This window comes from Micromonospora sp. WMMA1998 (genome assembly GCF_027497375.1).
In the GTDB taxonomy this organism is placed as follows: Bacteria; Actinomycetota; Actinomycetes; order Mycobacteriales; family Micromonosporaceae; genus Micromonospora; species Micromonospora sediminicola.
In genome coordinates, this window is the sequence record NZ_CP114911.1 from 4470443 (window position 1) to 4491619 (window position 21177).

Consider the following 21177-nt stretch of genomic DNA (forward strand, 5'->3'; position numbering starts at 1 on the left):
GATGAGCACGCGGGAGCAGCAGCGCGCGTTTCCCCGGCGGGACGCCGAAGGGCGCATCCTCACCCTCGGCGACCTGCTCGGGGTGACCCTCGCCGGCCTGGTGATCGGGCTGCTGGCGCTGCTGCTCTTCGAGTGGGCGTTCGCCACCCTGGGCGCCGGCGGTTTCGGGCGCACGAACGGCTGGCTGGCGGTGATCCTGCCGCTCTGGCTGTTCTGGGACGACTTTCGGGCGTGGGAGTTCGGCGCGGCCCGGGTGCTGGCCGCGCTGGTCGGCATCGCGGTCGGCGTCCTCGCCGGGCTGCTGGTGGCCGGGCTGGCCGCCGGCCTGCCGGCGCTGTTCACCGGCGCGCTGGCCGCGGCGGTGTTCACCGTGGTCTACGCGGTCATCTGGTTTCATGGCGTGCACTGGTTGGCCCGGCGGACGGGCTGAGGCGCGGAGAGAGTGGGAATTGCGGGCATGAGCGCGGCGGTCAAGTACACGCTGGGCCGGATCGGGCTGTTCGTCGCCGTGCTGGCAGCCCTCTGGTTCGTCGACATGAACATGTTCCTGCGGCTGATGCTGGCGTTGGTGTTCTCCGCCGCGCTGTCGTTCTTCCTGCTCAAGGGCTGGCGGGACCAGATGGCCGGGGAGATGGCCGACGCGTCGGAGCGTCGCCGCGCGGAGAAGGACCGGTTGCGGTCCGCGCTCGCCGGCGACGACCAGGCCGCGCCGGAGGGCGAGCGCCGGGACGGCTGACGCGCCGCCCGCCCGGAAACGGGGCAGCGGCGACCCGACCCGGCCGCTAGGGTCAGCCGCCGTGAGTTTCCTGAACAAGATCGACGGATGGCGGACCAAGGTGTTCGTCTGGATCGGCCTGCCGGTGATCGCCGGCATCGGGCTGATGATGGGTGCCACCGACCTCCTGCCCACCTGGCAGGCGCACAACGGTGGCGGCACGGCGGGCACGTTCACCGCCGTGTACGAGGACTGCGGCCGGCGCAACTGCGAGTGGCGCGGCACCTTCGCCGCCGACCAGGGTGACGACCGGCGCGCCGACGTCATCCTCTACGACGCCCCGGACGGCCTCGCCGTGGGCGGGACCGCCCCGGCGCGGGACACCGGCGCCCGGGCCGGCGTCTTCTCCACCACCGGCGGGTCGACCTACCTGCTGGTCACCGGGCTGACCCTGGCCGGCGTCGCCGCGCTGGTGGCGTGGGTGGTGATCATCGTGCGGACGGTGCGCAACCGCCGCGCCAAGCCCGAGGGCGAGCCTGTCTCGTTCGCCCCGTCCCTCTGATCGCGACGCACCGGGGCCCGGCGTGGGGAACGCGCCGGGCCCCGGTCCGGGTCACCAGTTGGTCGAGCCCGGGACCACCGGCCACCGGCGGTCGGTCGGCTTGATCAGGTACGCGATGCCGCCGGAGCCGGAGGCGACCGTGCCGTTGTCCCGGTAGCGCTTGGTGCGCAGCCAGATCTGCTCGAACTGCTCGCGCTGGTAGACGTTGCGGACCGCCTCGTTGGAGGAGGACGCGGGGTCGTTGACGATCACGTCACCGTCGGCGGTGAAGCCGACGATCACGAACAGGTGCCCGGAGGTGCCGTAGTTGGCCCCGTCCAGCTCGCTGGCCAGGAACGACTGCGAGGTGACGACGGGGATGCCGGCCTTGATGAAGCGCTCGGCCTCGTCCAGCGAGTGCAGCCGGGTGACCCGTGCCTCCAGGCCCGGGAAGCCGGCCGCGTACGCGGTGTTGAACGGCCAGTTGCCCGCGCCCTCGTACTCGTGGTCGTAGGTCATCCGGGCGGCGTGGTCGACGGTCGGGTCGGGGTAGGAGGGGTCGACCCAGGCGGTGTCCTCGGCCGAGGGCTTGCGACCCCAGTACTCGACCACCATTTCGGTGGAGGTGGGGGAGCACCACGCCTCGCCGCCGCCGTCGTACTCCGGGTACTCCCCGATGTGGACGTTCTGCGAGTAGCGCGGCACGGCCAGCTCGGTGCCCCAGGCGATGCCGCCCCGGCTCGGGGTGACGGTGAACCGGTCCGGCACGTTCGAGGCCATCGCGCCGACCATCCGGACCTGCGGCGCCGCGGCCTGCCCCGGCGCGCGGTAGAGGGTCAGCCGGAGCTGGTACGAGCGCAGCAGCACCCCGGCCGCCGCGTCGTCGATCGAGAACGTGTCGGTCCAGATGCTCGACCAGGGGTCACCCTGGCCGTCCAGCGTGGCGCGTTTGATGTCCTGGTCGCCGGAGGCCCAGCGGCCCATGACGTACCACGGGGTCTGCGCGCCGGTGTTGTAGGTGCCGTGCAGCTCGACCTGGATCCAGGTGCCGGCCGGGGTGCTGGCGTTCCACGACGCGACCAGTTCGGTGGCGTCGAACCCGATCCGCCGCTCGGGCGAGGTCCAGGTGGCGTACTCCCAGGTCCGGGTCGTGCCGGTGTGTTCGTCGGTGAACTCGGTCGTGCCGGCGGGTCGGGCGATGGTCAGCGCGGGGTGGCGGCCCGGGACGGCCCGGGTGCCCTGGTGGGAACCGCCGCGCCAGTCGGGGTAGCGGGAGAACTCCTGGAACGTGATCTGTTCGTCGTGGGTGACACCCGGCCGGTGGCCGTGCGCCTGGGCGGGCGCGGTGGTGGCGAGGAGAGTGAGCGCGGTGAGGCCGGCGAGGGCGACCGCGCGCAGGGGTCTTCCGAACATGGCAGCTCCACAGGGAAACGGCATCGTTGCCGTTCACTGTCGCGCTTGGCGGGAAGTTTCGCCAGATGTTCAGGCATGGAAAATCATTGCCGGCGTGACGATCCGGTCGGGATGCTCCGACAGAGAGACAGATGTTGATATGACCATGTGACTCCTGGTGAAGTGTGCGGACAACGGGATCTCCCGTACCCCCAGGAGGTTGTCGATGGCCTTCCGCACATCCCCGCTCCGCCGCCGGCTGGCGCTCGCCGCCGCCGTCGGCCTGACCCTCGTCACCGCGGCCGCCGGACCGGCCGCCGCCCGCCCGGCCCCGGAGCGGTCCGGTGAACCGGCCGCCGTCGCCTACCGGGTGCTCGGCCCGCGTACCGTCGCGGACCGCAGCGCGGTCGCCCGCACCGGCGCCGCGATCGACTACTCCGAGCACGGTGTGCTGCACGTCACGGCCACCGACGCCGAGGCCACCGCGATCACCCGGCTCGGCTTCCGGCTGGAGAAGGACGTCGCCCCGGCGCCGGCCGGAGGCGCGACCGCGTACGCCTTCCCGCCCGCCGACTCCAACTACCACGACTACGCCGAACTGACCACGGTGGTGAACAAGGTCGTCGCCGACCACCCGGGCATCGCCCGCAAGCTCAGCATCGGCACCTCCTACCAGGGCCGGGACCTGATGGCGGTGAAGATCTCCGACAACGTCGGCACCGACGAGAGCGAGCCGGAGATCCTCTTCAACGCCCAGCAGCACGCCCGCGAGCACCTGACCGTCGAGATGGCGATCTACCTGCTCAACCTGTTCACCGACAACTACGGCACCGACTCCCGGATCACCAACATCGTCAACTCCCGGGAGATCTGGATCGTCCCCACGGTCAACCCGGACGGCAGCGAGTACGACATCGCCACCGGCTCCTACCGCTCCTGGCGGAAGAACCGGCAGCCCAACAGCGGCTCCTCGTACGTCGGCACCGACCTGAACCGCAACTGGAGCTACCAGTGGGGCTGCTGCGGCGGCTCGTCCAGCTCGAAGTCGTCGGACACCTACCGCGGCCCGTCCGCCTTCTCCGCCCCGGAGACCACGGCGCTGCGCAACTTCGTCAACGGCCGGGTCGTCGGCGGCGTGCAGCAGATCAAGGCGAACATCGACTTCCACACCTACTCGCAGCTGGTGCTCTGGCCGTACGGCTACACGTACAGCAACACCGCCACCGGGATGAACGCCGACCAGTACAACACCTTCGCCACCATCGGCCGGCAGATGGCGGCGACCAACGGCTACACCCCGGAGCAGTCCAGCGACCTCTACATCGCCGACGGCACCAGCATCGACTGGATGTGGGGCGCCCACAAGATCTGGGCGTACACATTCGAGATGTACCCCGGCTCGGCCTCCGGCGGCGGCTTCTACCCGCCCGACGAGGTGATCCCGGCGCAGACCTCGCGCAACCGCGAGGCCGTGCTGCTGCTGTCCGAGTACGCCGACTGCCCGTACCGGGCGATCAACAAGCAGAGCCAGTACTGCTGACCTCACCACGAGGTGGGGACCCCGGTTCCACCCCCGCCGGGGTCCCCACCCACCCCGCCCGTCCGGACGATCTCCGCTGCTCGTGCGCTACCGTGGCACCGACCGTGCCACAGCGAAGCCGGTGCGAAACCGGCGCTGTCCCGCAACTGTGATGCCCCGTACGCGCGGCGTCGGCCTCCCGCCGGCGCCGACGGACGTGGGACGAGCCAGGTCGCCTGCGGCCCGGTCGCGACACGCGCTCTCGAGGAAGGGCGCCTCGCGGACGGGCCTTCCCTCCTGTCGGCGAAGCACCACGCTCCTCGACCGACAGGAGGATCGATGTCCCGACGTACCCCCCGGCTCTTCGCCGCCGCGCTCGCGGCCGGCGCGCTGCTGCTCGGCGGCTGCGCCGAGAAGACCGCCACCGACACCCCCGCCGCCGGCGGCTCCGGTGGCGCCTTCCCGGTCAGTGTGGGCAACCTGACACTGGAGAAGCGACCCGAGAAGATCGTCTCGCTCTCGCCGACCTCGACCGAGATGCTCTTCGCCATCGGCGCGGGCAAGCAGGTCACCGCCGTCGACGACCAGTCCAACTACCCGGCGGACGCACCCAAGAGCGACCTCTCCGGCTACCAGCCCAACGCCGAGGCGATCGCCGGCAGGAACCCCGATCTGGTGGTGATCGCCAACGACACCAACAAGATCGCCAGCCAGCTCGTGGCGCTGAAGATCCCGGTCCTGCTCACCCCGGCCGCGACCACGCTCGACGACACCTACCGGCAGCTCACCGACCTGGGCAAGCTCACCGGCCACCCGGCCGAGGCGGACGCCGTGGTGCGCAAGATGAAGGACGACATCACCGCGCTCACCAGGGACCTGCCCAAGCGCACCGAGAAGCTGACCTACTACCACGAGCTGGGTCCCGAGCTGTACAGCGCGACCAGCAAGACCTTCATCGGCACCATCTACGCGCTCGCCGGCCTGGAGAACATCGCCGACCCTGCCGACGCCGACGGGAAGAACGGCGGCTACCCGCAGCTGTCCCAGGAGGTCATCGTCAAGGCGAACCCCGACTTCGTCTTCCTCGCCGACACCAAGTGCTGCCAGCAGAACGCGGACACGGTCAAGGCGCGCAGCGGCTGGGGCGGCATCACCGCCGTGAAGAACAACCAGATCGTGGCGCTGGACGACGACATCGCCTCGCGCTGGGGTCCCCGCGTGGTCGACCTGCTCAAGGCGATCGTCGACGCCACCGCCAAGGTCCCGGCCTGACCGTGGCCCTGCGACCGGTGGACGCCGTGCCGGCCGGGACGCCCGACGCGTCCCGGCCGGGCGGCCGGCTGCCCGGACCCCGCCGGGTCGGACCACGCGCCGTCGCGGCGGAGGTGCCGGGCCGGCCGGCCGGGCTGCGCAAGCGGTGGCTGCTCGCCGGCTTCGCCGCGGTCCTGGTCGCGCTCGTGGCCGGCGTCTCGCTCGGCCCGGTCAGCCTGCCGCCCGGCAGCGTCGCGGCCGAACTGCTCAACCTGCTGCCCGGCGTGCACCTGGACAGCGGGCTCACCGAGCGGGAGGTCGCCATCGTCACCGAGCTGCGGCTGCCCCGGGTCGTGCTCGGCCTGCTCGTCGGCGCGCTGCTCGCCCTGGCCGGCGGCTGCTACCAGGGAGTCTTCCGCAACCCGCTGGCCGACCCGTACCTGCTCGGGGTGGCCGCCGGGGCCGGGTTCGCGGTCACCGTCGCGATCGTGCTCGGCGCCGGGGCCGGCGGCGCGCTGACCGGGCTGCCGGTCACCATCCCGCTCGCCGCGTTCGTCGGCTCGCTCGGCGCGGTCGTGCTGACGTACCTGCTCGGCGCGGCCGGCGGGCGGGACCGCTCACCGGCCGCCCTGATCCTGGCCGGGGTGGCGGTCTCGGCGTTCTTCTCCGCCGGGCAGACATACCTGCTGCAACAGCACTCCGACACCATCCAGCAGGTCTACTCCTGGCTGCTCGGCCGGCTCGCCACCGCCGGCTGGCACGACGTACTGCTGGTCCTGCCCTACTTCGCGCTCACCGCCGTGGTGGTGCTGCTGCACCGGCGCGAGCTGGACGTGCTCTCCGTCGGCGACGACGAGGCCAGCAGCCTCGGGCTGCACCCGCAGCGCTCCCGCTACCTGCTGATCGCCGCCGCCTCGCTCGGCACCGCCGCCGCCGTGTCCGCGTCCGGCCTGATCGGCTTCGTCGGCATCATCGTGCCGCACACCGTCCGGCTGCTCGCCGGCGCCAGCCACCGGGTGATCCTCCCGCTGTCGATGCTCTTCGGCGGCGCGTTCCTGGCCCTGACCGACGTGGTCGCCCGCACCGCCGCCGCCCCGGCCGAGATCCCGATCGGCGTGGTCACCGCGGTGCTCGGCGGACCGTTCTTCGTCCTCATCCTGCGTACCGCCCGTCGGGTGGGCCAGTGAGCGCGAGGAGTGAGCCGGGTTTGCGAGCCCCGCAGTCGCGAACGGAAGGTGGGCCAGTGAGCGCGAGGAGTGAGCCGGGCTCGCGAGCCGAGCCGGCCGCCGCGGTACGGGTCCGGGACCTGCGGGTCGAGCTGGGCGGCAGCCCGATCCTGGCCGGCGTCGACCTGACCGTCGCGGTGGGCGAGTGGGTCACCGTCATCGGACCCAACGGCGCCGGCAAGTCGACCCTGCTGCGCGCCGTCGGCGGTCTGCTCACCGGCGCGGGCGAGGTCGCTCTCTTCGGTACGCCGATCCGCGCGCTGCGTCGCCGTGACCGGGCCCGGGTGGTGGCCACCGTGGCGCAGTCCCCGGTGGTGCCGGCCGGCATGTCGGTCTTCGACTACGTGCTGCTGGGGCGCACCCCGTACATCCCGCCGCTGGGCCGCGAGTCAGCCACCGACCTCGCTGCCGTCCACGACGTGCTGGACGGGCTGGACCTGGGTGGATTCGGCCGGCGCGAGCTGGCCACCCTCTCCGGCGGCGAGCGGCAGCGGGTCTTCCTGGCCCGGGCCCTGGCCCAGGGCGCCACGCTGCTGCTGCTCGACGAGCCGACCAGTGCGTTGGACATCGGGCACCAGCAGGAGGTGTTGGAACTGGTCGACCAGCTCCGCCGCGAGCACGACCTGACCGTGCTCGCCACCATGCACGACCTCTCCGTCGCCGGCGAGTACGCCGACCGGCTGGTGCTGCTCGCCGACGGTCGGGTGGCCGCCGCCGGCCCGCCCGAGGAGGTGCTCACCGAGCGCCTCCTGGCCCGCCACTACCGCGCCCACGTTCGCGTCATCCCCGGCCCGCACGGGCCGCACGTGGTTCCGCTCCGCCGACGGTAGAAGGAAGGGCCCCTTCTTAACGCCTCCGGTAGAGGAAGGGGCCCCTCTTAACGCCACCTGTTAAGAAGGGGCCCCTCCTTACTCGCGGGCGGTCATCGGAGGGTGGAGACGGAGAAGAGGGCGCCCTGGGGGTCGCGGAGGGCGGCGCTGCGGCCGGCCGGGTTGTCGCGGGGCGGGACGAGAATGGTGCCGCCCAGCTCGGTGGCCCGGGCCGCCGTGGCGTCGGCGTCCTCCACCGCGAAGTAGACCGTCCAGTACGCCGGCAGGTCGGCCGGCAGCGGCTCGGCCTGCGGCAGCATGCCGGCGACGATGCGGGCACCGCAGCGCCACCCGACGTAGGCGACCGGCCCGGTCGGTCGCTCCTCGGGATGCCAGCCGAAGACCAGCGCGTAGAACTCCCGCGCGCCCTCCGGGTCGGGCGTGACCAGTTCGTTCCAGCACATGGCGCCGGGCACGTTGAACAGCTCCGCCCCGCGCATCGCCATCGGCTGCCAGACGCTGAACACCGCACCCGCCGGGTCGGCGAGCACCGCCATCCGGCCCTGCCCGGCGACGTCGAACGGGGAGACCACCACCTGCCCGCCGGCCGCCTCGACCCGGGTGGCCACCAGGTCGGCGTCGTCGGTCGCCACGTACGTCGACCAGATCGGCACCTGGTCCGGCGTCGCGGGCGGGCCGGCGCCGGCGACGGCCTTGCCGTCCTTCAGGAAGACCGTGTAGCCGCCGGCGTCCGGTTCGGTCGAGACCCGTCCGGTCCAGCCGAACAGCTCCGGGTAGAACCGTCTCGCGTCCTCCAGGCCGGGGGTGGCAAGGTCGGTCCAGCAGGGCGTGCCGGGCTCGACGCCGTTCACGGTTGCCCCTCTCGCCGGGGCGGCCCCCACTGGCCCGCCTGCCGGCATCGTGGCACCGTCGGATCGACCCTCGGGGCGGAACCGGACAAAAGGTCAGCTGAAGCGGCGACCCTCGTCCCGCCGGTAGGCCCAACCGGCCACCGCCGCGAGCGCCACTACCCAGACCACCAGCATCACCAGCGCCCGGGGATCGGGCTGCCAGTCGGTGACGGCCGCCCACATCAGCTCGACGGCGCCCCGGGTCGGCAGGTAGGGGGCGATCGCCTTGATGAAACCGGGTGCGTCGTCCGGCCCGGAGAGCAGACCGCCGCCGAAGGCGAGCGGGAAGAAGACCACCTGTGCCACCACGATCGCCGCCTTGCTCGGCAGGGAGTAGCCGATCGAGAGGCCGAGCAGCGTGAACGGCACCGAGATCACCGCGACGGCGCCGAGCCCGAGCAGGAACTGCGGCGCGGTCACCCGGGCCGCGGTCGCCACCGCGGCGATCACCACCACCGGGACCATCGACAGGTACGTCAGCACCAGGCCGGCCAGGATCCGCCCGGCCAGCCGCGGCGCCGGCCCGGCCGGCAGGGTCCGGGTGTACGGGTTCCAGGGCTGGTCGCGATCCTCGGAGACACCCACGCCGTACTGGAAGATGTTGGCGGTCATCACCGCGAACGTGACCATGGCGGCGGTGGCGTAGCTGGCCCCGGTGGGATCGTCGCCGGCGAACGGCACCACGAAGAAGAGCATCGAGGCGGCGGGGAAGAACGCACTGCCCACCACGGCCACCGGGACCCGGAGGATCTCCATCAGCTGGTAGCGGGCGTGGACGAGGGCGAGCGGCACGGCGGTCTCCTAGACGGCGGGGGTGGGCGCGGGCCGGTCGTCGGCCGTGATGGCGAGGAACGCCTCCTCCAGCGAGGTGGGGCGGACCTCCAGGTCGCGGAACGTCACGCCGGTGGTGACCAGGTCCCGGACGAGCTGGTCGGCGTCGGCGGTGAGCAGGTGGACGCGCCCGTCGACGCGTTCGGTGGCCACCACCCCGGGCAGCGCCGGCAGGTCGTCGGCGACCAGGCTGACCCGGCGTACGCCGACGATGCCGCGGACGGCCGTCACCGAGTCGTCGGCGAGCACCCGGCCGTGGCCGATCACCACCACCCGCTGAGCGAGCGCCTCCACCTCCTCCAGGTAGTGGCTGCTCAGCAGCACCGTGCCACCCTCGGTGTGGAAACCGCGGATCGCCTCCCAGAGGGCGTGCCGCGCCTCCACGTCCAACCCGGTGGTCGGCTCGTCCAGCACCACCAGCCGGGGCCGGCCGACGAACGCCAGCGCCACCGCCAACCGGCGCCGCTGGCCGCCGGAGAGGCCGCCGGTCTGCCGGCGCACCTGGTCGGTGAGGCCGAACCGGTCGAGCAGGTCGCCCCGGGGCACCGGGTCGGGGAAGTGCGCGGAGACGAAGTCGACCACCTCGCCGACCCGCAACGTGCCGGGCAGGCCGGTCTCCTGCGGGGTCACCCCGAGCTGCCGTCGGCTCGCCGGGTCGCGGGGGTCGCCGCCGAACAGTTCGACCCGGCCGGCGGTGGGGCGGCGCAGCCCCACCAGCAGGTTGATCAGGGTGCTCTTGCCGGCGCCGTTCGGGCCGAGCAGGCCGACCAGCTCCCCGGCCCGGACGGTCAGGTCGACCCGGTCCAGCGCCAGCACCTCGCCGTAGCGGCGGCTCACCTGTTCGGCGCGGGCCAGGATCATCGGCGGACTCCTCGGGCGAAGGAACGTGCCTCCTCTGTCTACCGTGTGCACGCCAGTCGCACCGCCCCCTGCCGGGGTGTGAGCATCACCTAGTCTGGTGGCGCCGTCGAGGGCGACGGTAGTTCCGACCGGACACTGGGGAGGGTCCGTGACCAGTCCGAGCAGGAATCTCGACGTCCAGCCGGAGGCCCTGACGGCGTTCGCCGCCGCCTCCCGGGACCGGGCCACCCGCTTCCGCGAGCTGCACCGGTTGTTCGGCGACGGGCACGTGGCCCGGCACTCCTTCGGCGTGATGCCCGCGTCGTTCAGCCTCGCCGCCGCGTACGCCGAGCAGTTCGAGGCCTGCCTGGAGGGGTTGGCGGACGGCGCCGAGGTGATGGCCGACATCGCCGAGGGCCTCACCGACACCGCCGCCGCCTACACCGGCACGGACGTGGCGACCACCGACATGTTCACGCCGGGCGCCTGAGGGGGCCTCGATGAGCACCGAGGCGCTCCAGCGCAACAAGACCTACTTCGAGCAGATCGTGTCGGGCACACCCGACCCGTTCAAGCCGCTCTCCAACGCGGTGCTCTGGCCGTTCGAGCAGCTGCTGGAGCTGGTCGCCGGAGAGCCGGACGACCTGATGCGGGCGGCACAGCTGGCGCTGACCACCGGCGAGGCGGTCCGGCAGATCGCGGGTGACCAGGTCGCCGACCGGGCCCGCCTGCGCGGCGCCTGGGACGGCGACGCGGCGGAGAAGTTCCACGCCTCGATGGAGTCCGTCGAGCAGGCGATCGAGGAGCTGGCCAAGGGGGTGGACGGCACCAAGGAGGTGCTGGTCGACGCCGCGAACGCGGCGGTCGACGCGTTCAACCTGCTGGTCGAGCTGATCCTCGAGTTCCTGCTCTGGTTCCTCACCGAGGTCATCATCGCCGCGGTGGCGGCGGCGCTGAGCGCCGGCGTGACGCTGGCCGCCACCGTCGTCCGGGTGCTGGCCCGGCTGGCCACCACCGTCGGTCGCATGGTCAAGATCGTGGCCCGATTCGCGGAGATCCTCACCAAGCTGGTCACCAAGCTGGAGAAGGTCGCCGAGCTGCTCACCCGCTACCGCAAGCTGGTGATGGAGCTGCGCAAGGCCAAGAAGGCGTACAAGGCGTGGAACAAGTCCGGCTACACGAAGGAGGCGTTCGCGTTCAAGATGAAGCGCACCGCCATCCTGTTCCCGGGCAAGTTCGCGATCAACCAGGCGTCCCCGGTGAACATCCCGGGAATCGGCGGCGCGCTGCTCGACACCGGGGTGGGCCTGCACGACGTCTCCGACGGCCACAAGGACCGCAACTACCTGGTGGACGGCACCTACCGCGAGGACCTCGGCCCGTACACCAAGGGCGTGCAGAACGTGTTCGACTCGATCGTGAACTGAGAGGCAGCCATGACGTTCCCGGCCCTGGACCGGATCGAGGCGCTGGCCCGCAACCTGGACGGGTGGCAGCGTGAGCTCGGCGCGCGGATGGCCGAGCTGGAGCAGAGCAGTGCCGAGGGCGTGAGCGACTCCGGCCTGGTCACCGTCGTGGCCGCCGCCGACGGCAGGATCCTCTCCACCGAGATCAACGCGCGGGCCATGCGCTTCGACTCCTACACGCTGGCCGAGGAGTTCACCGCCGCGGCGAACCACGCGCAGGAGGCCGCCGCCGCGCGGGTGCGCGAGATCGTCGGCGAGGTGATGGGCAACGCACCGGCCGCGGAGCGCCGCACCGACGACGGCTACGGCCACGACCGATACTGAGCCGATGGACGAGACCAGATACCGCGAGCGGATCGACCGGCTCGTCGAGCCGGGCGAGCACGTGCTGGCCCACGCCAAGGCCGACGTCGGCGGAGGGCTGACCCCGCCACCGCCGCCGGAGCCGTCGCCCACCACCGGGGCTGGTCGGCGGACCATCGGGTCCGTGCTGCTCAACGTCCTCCTGCCACTGGCCACCTGGGACCGTGGTGACCGCCTGGTCGACCTCGTCGGCTGGGGGATCGCCGGTCGCGGCGCCGCCGGCTCGGCCGCATCCCGCCTGCACCGGGCGATCAATCCGCCCCGCCCGGACGGCGCGGTCCGGGAGACCCTGCTCGCGGTCACCGACCGGCGGCTGCTGGTCTGCCGCACCGGCCCGGTGGCGGTGCTCGGCGGGCGCGATGCCGAGGAGCGGGCACTGGCCGAGACCGAGGTGGCGTGGTCGGCCGCGCGGTCGCAGGTCGCCTCCGCCCGGGTGGGCTGGCACCGGCTCAACCCGAAGCGGCTGCGGATCGATTTCGCCGACGGATCCTGGCTGTCGTTCACCGTGCCGATCGCGGAGTCGGGTCGCCCGCTGCGCGGGATCGCCGCCGCGCTGTCGGCCTGACCGCTCCGGGACGCGGTCGCCCGACGCCCGTCGGGCCGGCGGACGCCGGTCGGCTGACCGATGCCGGTCGGGCTGAGCGACGCCGGTCGGGCTGAGCGACGCCGGTCGGCAGCCACGGGCGCGGGTGACCGACGTCAGGCGACTCAGCCGACCAGCGGCGCGGGCAGCGGCTCGCGGTGCAGCACCGCCAGCCCGGAGACGGCCCGGGTCAGCACCACGTAGAGGCGGTGCAGGCCGCGCGGCTCGGCGGCCACGATGGCGGCCGGCTCGACGACCACGACGTGGTCGTACTCCAGGCCCTTGACCAGCGTCGCCGGGACCACGGTGACGCGCGCCGCGGCCTCAACGTCGTCGGCGGTCGCGGTCTCGACGCCCGCCTCGGCGAGGGCCGTGCGAAGCCGGTCGACCGTGTCGTCGGCGGCGATCACACCGACCGAGCCGTCGTGCGCGAGCGCCGCCCGCACCTCGGCCACCGTCGCGGCCGTCAGGTCCTCGGCGGTACGCACGTCGAGCGCGCCGTCGTGGCGCAGCGACCGGGCCGGCGGTACGTCGACGGCGAGCGCGGGCAGCAGCCGGTTCGCGAACGCCACCACGGCGGCCGGCACCCGGAAGCCGACGCTCAGCGGCACCACCGCGGCGTCCGGCTTGCCCAGGTGGGCCAGGGACTCCCGCCAGTCGGTCGCCGCCCACGGCGCGGTGCCCTGGGCCAGGTCGCCGAGGAGTGTGATCGAGCCGTGCTCGCTGCGCCGGGCGATGGCCCGGCACTGCATCGGGGAGAGGTCCTGCGCCTCGTCGACCACCACGTGCCCGAAGCCGGCGGGCCGCTCCAGCAGCCCGGCCACCTCGTCGACGAGCACCGCGTCGGCGGCGGTCCACCGGGTCGCTTTCGCGGTCCGCGCCACCTTCCCGGAGCGGAACAGCTCCTGCTCCTCGGCGGTGAGCAGGCCGTCGGCGGCGGCGGCGAGCGCGTCGGCGTCGGTGCGCAGCCGGTGCAGCAGCCCCTCCGGGGTGAGCGCCGGCCAGACCGCGTCGAGCAGGTCGGTGACCGGCTTGATCCGGCTCATCCGGCGCAGCCAGGCGTCGCTCGGCGACTCCGCCCGGCGGGCCTCGGCTTGGCGTTGCAGCAGTCCCACCACCCGGGCCCGGACGCGCTCCCGGCCGACGGCGTAGGGCAGCCCCTCCTGCCGCGTCTCGGCGACCAGCCGGTGCAGCGGGTCGAGCCCGATCCGCCACCGGAACGAGCCGTCCGAGACCATGATCGGCTCGGTCGGCGTACCGATGTGGGCGTCGACGGCGCGGCGCAGCACCTCGGCCATCCGCACGTCGTGCTTGAGCGTAGCGGCGGCCGGGTCGTCGACCGCGCGGACCGGCACGCGGGCGACCAGGTCCTCGACCGTGGCCTGCTCGACCTCGACCTCGCCGAGCGCGGGCAGCACCGACGCGATGTACGACAGGAACGCCCGGTTCGGCCCGACGATCAGCACGCCGGACCGGCGCAGCCGATCCCGGTGCAGATAGAGCAGGTACGCGGCGCGGTGCAGTCCGACCGCCGTCTTGCCGGTGCCCGGCGCGCCCTGGACGCAGATCGAGTCGGCCAGGTCGGCCCGGACGAGCTCGTCCTGTTCGGGCTGGATGGTGGCGACGATGTCCCGCATCGGGCCGACGCGGGGGCGCTCGATCTCGGCGGTGAGGATCCGGCTGGCGGTGCCGAGTTCCTCGCCCCGGTCCAGGTGCTCGTCCTCGAAGCTGGTGAGCAGGCCGGCGCTGAACCCGAACCGGCGACGCACCGCGACACCCTGCGGGTCGCGGGCGCTGGCCCGGTAGAACGACCGGGAGACCGGGGCCCGCCAGTCCAGCACCAGCGGCTCGCCCCGCTCGTCGGTGACGTGCCGCCGCCCGACGTGGTAGTCCCGCCCGGCGTGGTCCGGGTCCGCCTCGCCGAAGTCGAGCCGCCCGAAGAAGAGCGGGGTGGTGGGGTCGTCGGCCAGTTCCTTGACCCGGCGGGCCATGTGCCGGCCGAGCTGCTCGGCGGTGTACGCGTCGCCGGCCACCTTGTCGCCGGTGGCGAAGAGCGCCTCGGCGCGTTCCCGCATCCGGCCCAGCGCCGCGCGGGACATGTCCAGGTGGGCGCGCTCGGCGGCAAGATCGGCGTCGAGAGTCGTGCTGTCGTCCAGTTCTGTTGCGGGCACTGTGAACTCCCAGGGCTCAACATGATGCTCGCTCGCGTGTCCGGGGCGGTTGGCCTGCTCCCGGCGCGGGGACGTCCGCTGCGGTGCGTGCTCACCGCGGCCGTCGGGCGGCCGTCCACGTTACGGTGCCCCAGCCGCCGGCGCCACCGATTTACGGCTGGCGGACCGCGTCGTCTGTGACCTTCCGCCCTATTAACAATATGCTTAAGTTGGAGGTGGTGAAGAGATGGAGTGGGAGGTCCTCATGACCGGGCAGTCACGGCCTCCCGGCTCAGCAACCTGAAAGAGCTGAGACCACCCTCCGCCGGTCGCACCGAGATCAGGATCCTGTTCGTCTTCGACCCGTGGCGTTCGGCGGTCCTGCTGGTGGCCGGCGACAAATCGGGTCAGTGGGCGCGGTGGTACCGGAACGCCGTGCCGGAGGCTGAGCAGCTCTACGACAGATACCTCAAGGAGCGGAAGGAGGAGGCCAGATGAGCGAGGTCAAGCGGTGGCGCGATACCGCCCACCTGGACCGGGCGGTGGACACGGCCGGCGGCGAACGTGCGTTCGAGGCCGCGGTGGGGGAGATGCTGGATCATGCTCGCGGCTGGCGTCTCGCCGAGCTGCGGAAGCGGCGGGAGATGACGCAGGAGCAGGTCGCGTCGCGGATGGGCGTGTCAGTCGCCCGGGTTTCCCAGATCGAGTCGGGCAACGTGGCGACCCAGGAGGTGCTGGCACGTTACGTCGCCGCGCTTGGTGGCACCCTCAAGCTGATCGCTGACTTCGGTGACGAGCAGCTCAAGGTGGCCTGATGCCCTGCCCTGCGGCGGTCAGCGATGCGCGGATGCCCGCCCGTCCGGCCCGTACGGCGGTCGATAGACCAGGTCGACGACGTCCCGGCGCTGCTGGCCGATGCTCCAGTCGTTGACCTGGGTCAGGTCGGCGGTGACGCGCAGGATGCCGACTCGTCCCGGGGCGAGTTCGCCGAGCGCCTCGCCTCGCGGCGACACCACCATGCTGGGGCAGTGCTGTGCCGGGTCGGCGACGTTCACGGCGAAGACGAACGCGCCCACCCCGGCGCGCGCCAGGTACTGCCACTGCTCGGGGTAGCGGATCTCCCGGCAGAGTCACGCCGACTCCCAGCCTTCCCCCGGGCAGGGTGAGCGTGAGCGTGGGCAGTTCGTCGCCGGCCCGCAGGACGTCCCGCTCGTTCATCGCCAGGTTGATCTTCCGGTAGGTCCACCGCCCACCGTCCGGCGCGAAGTAGAGGGCGGTGTTCCACCACGCGCCGTCCTCGTGCAGCAGCGAGCCGCAGAAGAGGTGGACGGCGTGCTGCCGGGCGAGTGCCGCCAGCCGGGAGATGCCCCGTTCGAGAGCGTCGAGGTCGAGATCCGCCAGGGGGGAGAGGTCCGGGGCGTACCCGGAGAGTGCACCCTCGGGCAGGAGCACGATGTCGCCGGGTCGGGCGGCGGCCACGACCCGGGCGATGCCGGTGAGGCTGCGGGCGAGGTCCCAACCGGTGGTGACCTGGCCGATGACGATGGACGTCCGCATGATCGGTGCCTTTCGACGGTGATCGGTGAGCCTAGGTGCGCTGTGCCGACGCGCCGTCCCCGAATGTCGGCGGGGACGTGCGGGCGGCAATCATGGAGGCATGACGGAAGCGCGGCCGGAGCGGCGCCGGGTGACGATCAGCGACCCGCAGGTGATGCGGGCGCTCGCTCACCCGGCCCGTATGGCGATCGTGGAACACCTCAGCGCGGTGGAGGGCGGTGCGACCGCGACGGAGTGCGCCGAGATCGCCGGCCTGTCGCCGAGCGCGACCAGCTACCACCTGCGCGAGCTGGCGAAGTTCGGCCTGGTCCGGGAGGCGCCGGGTCGAGGCGACGCGCGGGAGCGGGTGTGGGAGGCCGTCAACGCGTCGTACTCGGTCGACGCGGGGCCGGACGCCGACCCGGACACCCGGGCGGCGGAGGCGGCGCTGGTCGAGGCGCACCTGGTGCGGGACGCCCAGCGGGTCCGGGACTGGCTGCGCCGCGCGCCGGACGAGCCGCGCGAGTGGTACGAGGCGACCTGGCTCAGCGACAGCGTGCTGCTGCTGACCGCCGAGGAACTGGTCGAGGTCAACCAGGCGGTTCAGGCGCTGATCGCGCCCTATCGGCAGCGGGCCCGGACCGATCCGCCGCCGGGGGTCCGCAAGGTCGCGATGCAGTATCGGGCGATGCCGATCGACTGAGCCAGGGGTCTTGCGCGCGGCAGTTGTGAAGGAATATTTTCGAAGTATGTCCTTCACATCTGGCGGCTCGCGCTGGTCCGACGTCTGGCTCGCCACCGTCGCCCGAGGCGTCTCCAGCTGCGGTGACTTCCTCGCGGCCACCGCGCTCACGCTCGCGCTCCAGTCCGCCGGCGCCGGTGGCCTGGCCGTCTCGGGGCTGCTGCTCGCCGCGACCCTGCCGCTGGTCGCGCTCGCCCCGCTGACCGGTCGCCTCGCCGACCGGGTGGACAGCCGGGTCCTGCTGGTCACCGCCGGCCTCGTCCAGGCGGGGATCTGCGTGGCGCTCGCGTACGCGCGGGACCCGGTCCTGGTCATCGCGCTGGTGGCGCTGCTCGCCACCGGGCTCGCGGTCACCCAGCCGGTGCTCGCCGCGCTGGTGCCGGTGATGGTCCGACCCGCGGACCTGCCCCGGGCCGGCGCGCTCAACCAGACCGCCGGCACCCTGGGCGCGCTCGCCGGGCCCGCGCTGGCCGGGCTCCTCGTCGGCCAGTTCGGCACCCGGGTGCCGCTGCTCGTCGACGCGGGCACCTACCTCGCCCTGGTGGTGGCCGGGTTGCTCATCCGTACCCGTCGGGGTGGGCGTGGGTCGACGGCGGCCGGGGCCGCGACGGCGGTCACGCCCGCGTGGCGGCTGCGTCGCGACCCGCTGCTGATGGTGATGGTCGGCAGCGTCGCCGCGGTGGTCGGCGCGGTCGGGGCGATCAACGTGATCGAGGTCTTCTTCATCCGGGAGACACTGGACAGCTCCACCACCGTGTACGGGCTGGTCACCGGCGCCTGGACGCTGGGCATCGTGGTCGGCGCCTGGGTGTTCGCCCGGGTCGCCCGGCGGCTCGCCGACGACGGCGCGCTGCTCGGGGCCGGGCTGGTGCTGCTCGGCGGCTGCTGCCTGGCGGTGCTCGTCTCGGCGGCGGTGCCGGTGGCGTGGCTGCTCGTGCCGGTCTGGCTGCTGGGCGGCGTGGCCAACGGGGGCAACAACGTCTTCGACCAGTTGCTGCTGGCGCGCCGGGTGCCCGAGGAGGCCCGGGGTCGGGCGTTCGCGGTCTTCGGCGGGGCGGTGCAGGGCGCCGGGATGGGCGGCTTCCTGGCCGGCGGCCTGCTCCTGGAGGTGGCCGGGCCCCGGCCGCTGGTCGCCGGCTGCGGGGTGGTCGGTCTGCTGGTGGTCGTCGGGCTCGCCGCACCGGTCCGCCGGGCGGTACGCGCCGACCGCGCCGCCACCCCCGCCGCCGCGCCGTCCCCGGCGGGGGTGGGCGGTTAACCGGGGTCCCCTCCTCTACCGAATGCGTTAAGAGGGGGCCCCTCCTTCCCCCTGGTGCGGGATGGGCCACTTACCGGCCGGCCCGTGGGGCGGGCCGGGGGCGGCGGGGATACGGTCGGGTCATGGCCGACCGCATCGCCCGCCCCCGGGTGGGGCACATCCAGTTCCTGAACTGCCTGCCCATCTACTGGGGTCTGATGCGGTCCGGCGCGCTGCTCGACGTCGACCTGCACAAGGACTCGCCGGACCGGCTCAGCGCCGACCTGGTCGCGGGCGACCTCGACATCGGCCCGATCACGCTGGTGGAGTTCCTGAAGCACGCCGACGATCTGCTGCTCCTGCCCGACCTGGCGGTGGGCAGCGACGGCCCGGTGCTCTCGGTCAACGTGGTGTCCACGAAGCCGCTGGGTGAGCTGGACGGCGCCCGGGTGGCGCTGGGCTCCACCTCGCGTACCGGCGTGTTGCTGGCCCAGGTGCTGCTCGCCGAGCGGCACGGGGTGCGCCCGGAATACTTCCGCTGCCCGCCGGACCTGACCCAGATGCTGCTGGAGGCCGACGCCGGGGTGCTGATCGGCGACGTGGCGCTGCGCGCGCTGTACGAGGCGCCGGGCAAGGGCCTCGCGGTGACCGACCTGGGTCAGGCCTGGCACGACTGGACCGGGCTGCCGATGGTGTTCGCGGTCTGGGCGGTGCGGCGGGAGTTCGCCGCCGCGCATCCCGGCCTGGTCAAGGAGGTGCACGAGGCGTTCCTGCGTTCGCGTGACCTGTGCCTGGCCGAGCTGGACCAGGTCGCCGAGGCGGCGGCCCGCTGGGAGCCGTTCGACGCGGCCACCCTGGCCACCTACTTCCGCACGCTCGACTTCTCGCTGGGCGAGCGGCAGGTGGCCGGGCTGCGCGAGTTCGCCCGCCGGGCGGCCGCGTACGGGGAGGTGCCGGCGCTGCCGGCGGACGGCCCGGAGTTCTTCCAGGGCTGAGTGCCCGGGGCGCGGGTCAGGTCGCCGGGCGCAGCAGCGCTTCGGTGATCTGCTCGCAGGCCTTCATGCCGTAGTCCCACCCGCCGACGCTGAACGGGCTCTTGACCATCACGCCCATGGTCCAGGTGTCACCGATCGCCAGGCAGTTGACGTGGTATTCCTTTTCCTTCTGCCGGTCGATCCAGCCGTTCTTGATGGCGATCTTCTTCTGCTCGCCGGCGGGGAACGCCTTGCGGATGCCGAAGTCGCCGGCGCCGCGGACCAGCCGCATCTCGTTGAGCAGCCACTTCGTCCACTTCGGCCCGGCCGCCCGGCCGTCGTCGATGCAGAGTCCGAGCCGCGCGGTGTCGCGCGGGGAGAGCAGCGTCCGGCTCCAGCCGCCGTCGGCGGCCACCTTGCTGTCGGTCAGCTTGCACATCGAGATGAGCCGTTTGATCGACGCCGCGCTGCCCACGCTCTCGTAGAACTCCTGGGCCCGGGTGTTGTCGCTGTCCCGGATGATCTTCGTGGCGTCCGCCAGCTTGGCGTCGCTCGGGGTCTTGCCCGCCTCGGCGCTGCGGCGCAGGTAGTCGGCGACCACCCACGCCTTGATCAGCGACGCGGTGGTGCTCGTCTCGCCCATGTTCGTCGAGCCGATGATCTTCCCGGTCCGCTTGTCCAGGACGGACCAGGCGTACCAGCCCTTGAGGTCGAGGTCGTCGAGGTCCTGGGCCGCGAACGGCAACGGTTCCAGGGACGGCGACGGGGCGGGTCGGGGTCGGGCGTTGCGGTCGGTGGCCTGGGTGGTGGACCGGTCGCCGGCCACGTCGGGGTGTGCGGTGGAGGTCGTCCGCAACGGCGAGCCGGGCACCAGCCGCAGCGAGAGGACCAGCAGGCCGACCAGGGCCAGGGCCACGGCGCTGAACGCCAGCGGCCGGCGGTGGCTGCCGGGCCGGCGGCGGGCGCCGGCCATCAGAGCTTCCCGACGGGTTGCTGCGGCACCTTGAGCGCCGCGCCGGGCTGCGGGGTGACGAGCTGCGTCGCCACGCTCGCGCACACCTTCGAGCCGTACGAGAGCCCGGCGCTGCCCGGGTAGCGCATCATCACCGCGAGGCTCCACTTGTCGGTGACCGCCAGGCAGTTGACGTGCCAGTTGTTGTCGTAGACGAGCTGGGTCCAGCCGTTCTTGATGTGCACCGGGCCCTGGGCCTTGATCGAGGCGGGCAGTCCGTCGACGATGCCCCACTTACCGCCGCCGGACTTCGCCTGCTGGCTCTTGATGCTGCCCCGGACGTTGGCCATCTCGTCGAGCACCCATTTGGTCCACTTGGGGCCCGCGGCCTTGCCGTCGGCGATGCAGTCACCGAGCCGCACCGCGTCCCGAGGGGACATCTGGGTGAAGCTCCACCAGCCCAGGTAGTCGGGGACGGTGCCGGCCCGGGTGTCGGTCAGCCCGCAGATCTTGACGGCGCGCTGGAGCACCGGGTTCAGCTTGTTGCCGGGCTGCGGCTTGTAGGACCCGCCGGCCGCCCGGTAGACCATGTTCGCGCCGTCGTCGTTGCTGTCCCGGATGGCCAGGCTCGCCGCCTTCTTCAACGCGGCGGTCGGCTCCTTGTCGCCGAGCTGGCGCAGGTAGTCCGAGACGATCCACGTCTTCAGCATCGACTCGGTGGAGCTGGTCCGGTTCATGTTCTGCGCGCCGGTGACCGTGCCGGTGGTGCGGTCCATCAGGGCCCAGGAGAAGAACTCGCCCTTGAAGTTCACCGAGACCGGGGCGTCGGCCAGCGTCGGGGGCGGCGGCGCGGTCGGGCTCGGCGCCGGGACCTGCTGGCCGCCGCCGATGCCGCCGAGGCCGCTTCCACCGTCGCCGCCGGAGAGCTTCGCGTACGCGGCGGGGACCAGCATGACGCCGCCGATGAGGACCGCCACGATGGCGAGCACCATGGTCACGCGAGGTCGCATGAGTGGGTGAGCTCCAGATGTCTGGCCGGGGGGACCGGCGCTTCCGCATGTCTTCGGCCCCGTCGCCACAAGGCCGGGGGACGGTGGCCTGAGCTGTGGCGATCAACGGCAGCCGATCGGTGTGCCGGG

Annotated in this window: 23 protein-coding genes, 2 pseudogenes and 1 riboswitch; of the genes and pseudogenes, 16 read left to right on the forward strand and 9 right to left on the reverse strand. The window is 72.8% G+C overall.

What is annotated here, in order from left to right:
* Position 1 precedes the first annotated feature (1 nt).
* The 3 genes from O7600_RS20510 (at position 2) to O7600_RS20520 (ending at position 1277) form a co-directional block, all read left to right on the forward strand.
* The gene (locus O7600_RS20510; protein WP_281589703.1) at positions 2 to 430 is read left to right on the forward strand and encodes a hypothetical protein; all 429 of its coding nucleotides are present in this window, start codon (positions 2 to 4) and stop codon (positions 428 to 430) included.
* Between the two features lie 27 nt (positions 431 to 457).
* Entirely contained in the window at positions 458 to 736 is a 279-nt protein-coding gene (locus O7600_RS20515) for a DUF4229 domain-containing protein (RefSeq protein WP_098744053.1), read from the forward strand.
* A 61-nt stretch (positions 737 to 797) separates the two neighbouring features.
* The gene (locus tag O7600_RS20520; RefSeq protein WP_099162946.1) at positions 798 to 1277 is read left to right on the forward strand and encodes a hypothetical protein; all 480 of its coding nucleotides are present in this window, start codon (positions 798 to 800) and stop codon (positions 1275 to 1277) included.
* Between the two features lie 51 nt (positions 1278 to 1328).
* On the opposite strand, the gene O7600_RS20525 is transcribed toward O7600_RS20520, so the two are convergent.
* Entirely contained in the window at positions 1329 to 2669 is a 1341-nt protein-coding gene (locus O7600_RS20525; protein WP_281589707.1) for a C39 family peptidase, read from the reverse strand.
* A 205-nt stretch (positions 2670 to 2874) separates the two neighbouring features.
* Between O7600_RS20525 and O7600_RS20530 the strand changes: the two are divergent.
* The 4 genes and pseudogenes from O7600_RS20530 to O7600_RS20545 form a co-directional block, all read left to right on the forward strand.
* Positions 2875 to 4185: pseudogene (locus tag O7600_RS20530) on the forward strand (M14 family metallopeptidase); the annotation flags it as partial.
* A gap of 120 nt (positions 4186 to 4305) precedes the next feature.
* A riboswitch (cobalamin riboswitch) is annotated at positions 4306 to 4399 on the forward strand.
* A gap of 107 nt (positions 4400 to 4506) precedes the next feature.
* Positions 4507 to 5439 (forward strand): ABC transporter substrate-binding protein, encoded by a 933-nt coding sequence (locus O7600_RS20535; RefSeq protein WP_281589709.1) that lies wholly within the window; start codon positions 4507 to 4509, stop codon positions 5437 to 5439.
* Between the two features lie 68 nt (positions 5440 to 5507).
* Entirely contained in the window at positions 5508 to 6605 is a 1098-nt protein-coding gene (locus tag O7600_RS20540; RefSeq protein ID WP_281594216.1) for an iron ABC transporter permease, read from the forward strand.
* Between the two features lie 56 nt (positions 6606 to 6661).
* Complete coding sequence (locus O7600_RS20545) at positions 6662 to 7474, forward strand: ABC transporter ATP-binding protein (RefSeq protein WP_281589711.1); 813 nt, start codon at positions 6662 to 6664, stop codon at positions 7472 to 7474.
* Between the two features lie 92 nt (positions 7475 to 7566).
* Here O7600_RS20545 and O7600_RS20550 read toward each other — a convergent pair whose 3' ends face one another.
* From O7600_RS20550 to O7600_RS20560, 3 genes are all read right to left on the reverse strand, one after another.
* Positions 7567 to 8325 (reverse strand): VOC family protein, encoded by a 759-nt coding sequence (locus O7600_RS20550; protein WP_281589713.1) that lies wholly within the window; start codon positions 8323 to 8325, stop codon positions 7567 to 7569.
* Between the two features lie 93 nt (positions 8326 to 8418).
* Positions 8419 to 9156 (reverse strand): ABC transporter permease, encoded by a 738-nt coding sequence (locus tag O7600_RS20555; protein ID WP_091565198.1) that lies wholly within the window; start codon positions 9154 to 9156, stop codon positions 8419 to 8421.
* Between the two features lie 9 nt (positions 9157 to 9165).
* Positions 9166 to 10056 carry an ABC transporter ATP-binding protein gene (locus O7600_RS20560; RefSeq protein ID WP_281589716.1) on the reverse strand — a complete coding sequence of 297 codons (891 nt, stop codon included), beginning with the start codon at positions 10054 to 10056 and terminating at the stop codon, positions 9166 to 9168.
* 148 nt (positions 10057 to 10204) lie between these two features.
* Here O7600_RS20560 and O7600_RS20565 point away from each other — a divergent pair, with 148 nt between their 5' ends.
* Genes O7600_RS20565 through O7600_RS20580 form a run of 4 tightly spaced genes read left to right on the forward strand, consistent with a single transcriptional unit; the run spans position 10205 to position 12429 of the window.
* Positions 10205 to 10525, forward strand: a complete 321-nt coding sequence (locus O7600_RS20565) for a type VII secretion target (protein WP_099162939.1) — start codon at positions 10205 to 10207, stop codon at positions 10523 to 10525.
* Positions 10526 to 10535: 10 nt separating this feature from the next.
* Complete coding sequence (locus tag O7600_RS20570; protein ID WP_281589718.1) at positions 10536 to 11462, forward strand: WXG100 family type VII secretion target; 927 nt, start codon at positions 10536 to 10538, stop codon at positions 11460 to 11462.
* 9 nt (positions 11463 to 11471) lie between these two features.
* Complete coding sequence (locus O7600_RS20575; protein ID WP_281589720.1) at positions 11472 to 11825, forward strand: YbaB/EbfC family nucleoid-associated protein; 354 nt, start codon at positions 11472 to 11474, stop codon at positions 11823 to 11825.
* Between the two features lie 4 nt (positions 11826 to 11829).
* Positions 11830 to 12429, forward strand: a complete 600-nt coding sequence (locus O7600_RS20580) for a hypothetical protein (protein WP_281589722.1) — start codon at positions 11830 to 11832, stop codon at positions 12427 to 12429.
* A 143-nt stretch (positions 12430 to 12572) separates the two neighbouring features.
* On the opposite strand, the gene O7600_RS20585 is transcribed toward O7600_RS20580, so the two are convergent.
* On the reverse strand, positions 12573 to 14546 hold the full coding sequence (locus O7600_RS20585) for an AAA family ATPase (RefSeq protein WP_281594217.1): 1974 nt from the start codon (positions 14544 to 14546) through the stop codon (positions 12573 to 12575).
* Between the two features lie 303 nt (positions 14547 to 14849).
* On the opposite strand from O7600_RS20585, the gene O7600_RS20590 reads away from it, so the two are divergent.
* Together O7600_RS20590 and O7600_RS20595 are read left to right on the forward strand one after the other, a co-directional pair.
* Positions 14850 to 15095, forward strand: a complete 246-nt coding sequence (locus tag O7600_RS20590) for a type II toxin-antitoxin system RelE/ParE family toxin (RefSeq protein WP_281589724.1) — start codon at positions 14850 to 14852, stop codon at positions 15093 to 15095.
* A complete protein-coding gene (locus tag O7600_RS20595; protein ID WP_281589726.1) occupies positions 15092 to 15412 on the forward strand; it encodes a helix-turn-helix transcriptional regulator in 321 nt (106 codons plus the stop codon). The genes O7600_RS20590 and O7600_RS20595 overlap by 4 nt, the downstream gene beginning before the upstream one ends.
* A gap of 18 nt (positions 15413 to 15430) precedes the next feature.
* On the opposite strand, the gene O7600_RS20600 is transcribed toward O7600_RS20595, so the two are convergent.
* Together O7600_RS20600 and O7600_RS20605 are read right to left on the reverse strand one after the other, a co-directional pair.
* Positions 15431 to 15673, reverse strand: coding sequence for a hypothetical protein (locus tag O7600_RS20600; protein WP_281594303.1), 243 nt, complete (start codon positions 15671 to 15673; stop codon positions 15431 to 15433).
* A gap of 118 nt (positions 15674 to 15791) precedes the next feature.
* Positions 15792 to 16154 (reverse strand): annotated as a pseudogene (locus O7600_RS20605) (nitrilase-related carbon-nitrogen hydrolase); the annotation flags it as partial.
* A 100-nt stretch (positions 16155 to 16254) separates the two neighbouring features.
* On the opposite strand from O7600_RS20605, the gene O7600_RS20610 reads away from it, so the two are divergent.
* The 3 genes from O7600_RS20610 to O7600_RS20620 all read left to right on the forward strand — a co-directional run bounded on the left by O7600_RS20610 (position 16255) and on the right by O7600_RS20620 (position 19107).
* Positions 16255 to 16836: a helix-turn-helix domain-containing protein gene (locus O7600_RS20610; protein WP_281589728.1), complete on the forward strand. Its 582-nt coding sequence runs from the start codon at positions 16255 to 16257 to the stop codon at positions 16834 to 16836.
* A gap of 46 nt (positions 16837 to 16882) precedes the next feature.
* Positions 16883 to 18133 carry an MFS transporter gene (locus O7600_RS20615; RefSeq protein ID WP_281589730.1) on the forward strand — a complete coding sequence of 417 codons (1251 nt, stop codon included), beginning with the start codon at positions 16883 to 16885 and terminating at the stop codon, positions 18131 to 18133.
* 122 nt (positions 18134 to 18255) lie between these two features.
* Positions 18256 to 19107, forward strand: a complete 852-nt coding sequence (locus tag O7600_RS20620) for a menaquinone biosynthesis protein (protein WP_281589732.1) — start codon at positions 18256 to 18258, stop codon at positions 19105 to 19107.
* Between the two features lie 16 nt (positions 19108 to 19123).
* Here O7600_RS20620 and O7600_RS20625 read toward each other — a convergent pair whose 3' ends face one another.
* Positions 19124 to 20059: a hypothetical protein gene (locus tag O7600_RS20625; protein ID WP_281589734.1), complete on the reverse strand. Its 936-nt coding sequence runs from the start codon at positions 20057 to 20059 to the stop codon at positions 19124 to 19126.
* Positions 20059 to 21048 (reverse strand): hypothetical protein, encoded by a 990-nt coding sequence (locus O7600_RS20630; RefSeq protein WP_281589736.1) that lies wholly within the window; start codon positions 21046 to 21048, stop codon positions 20059 to 20061. The genes O7600_RS20625 and O7600_RS20630 overlap by 1 nt, the downstream gene beginning before the upstream one ends.
* Positions 21049 to 21177: the final 129 nt, after the last annotated feature.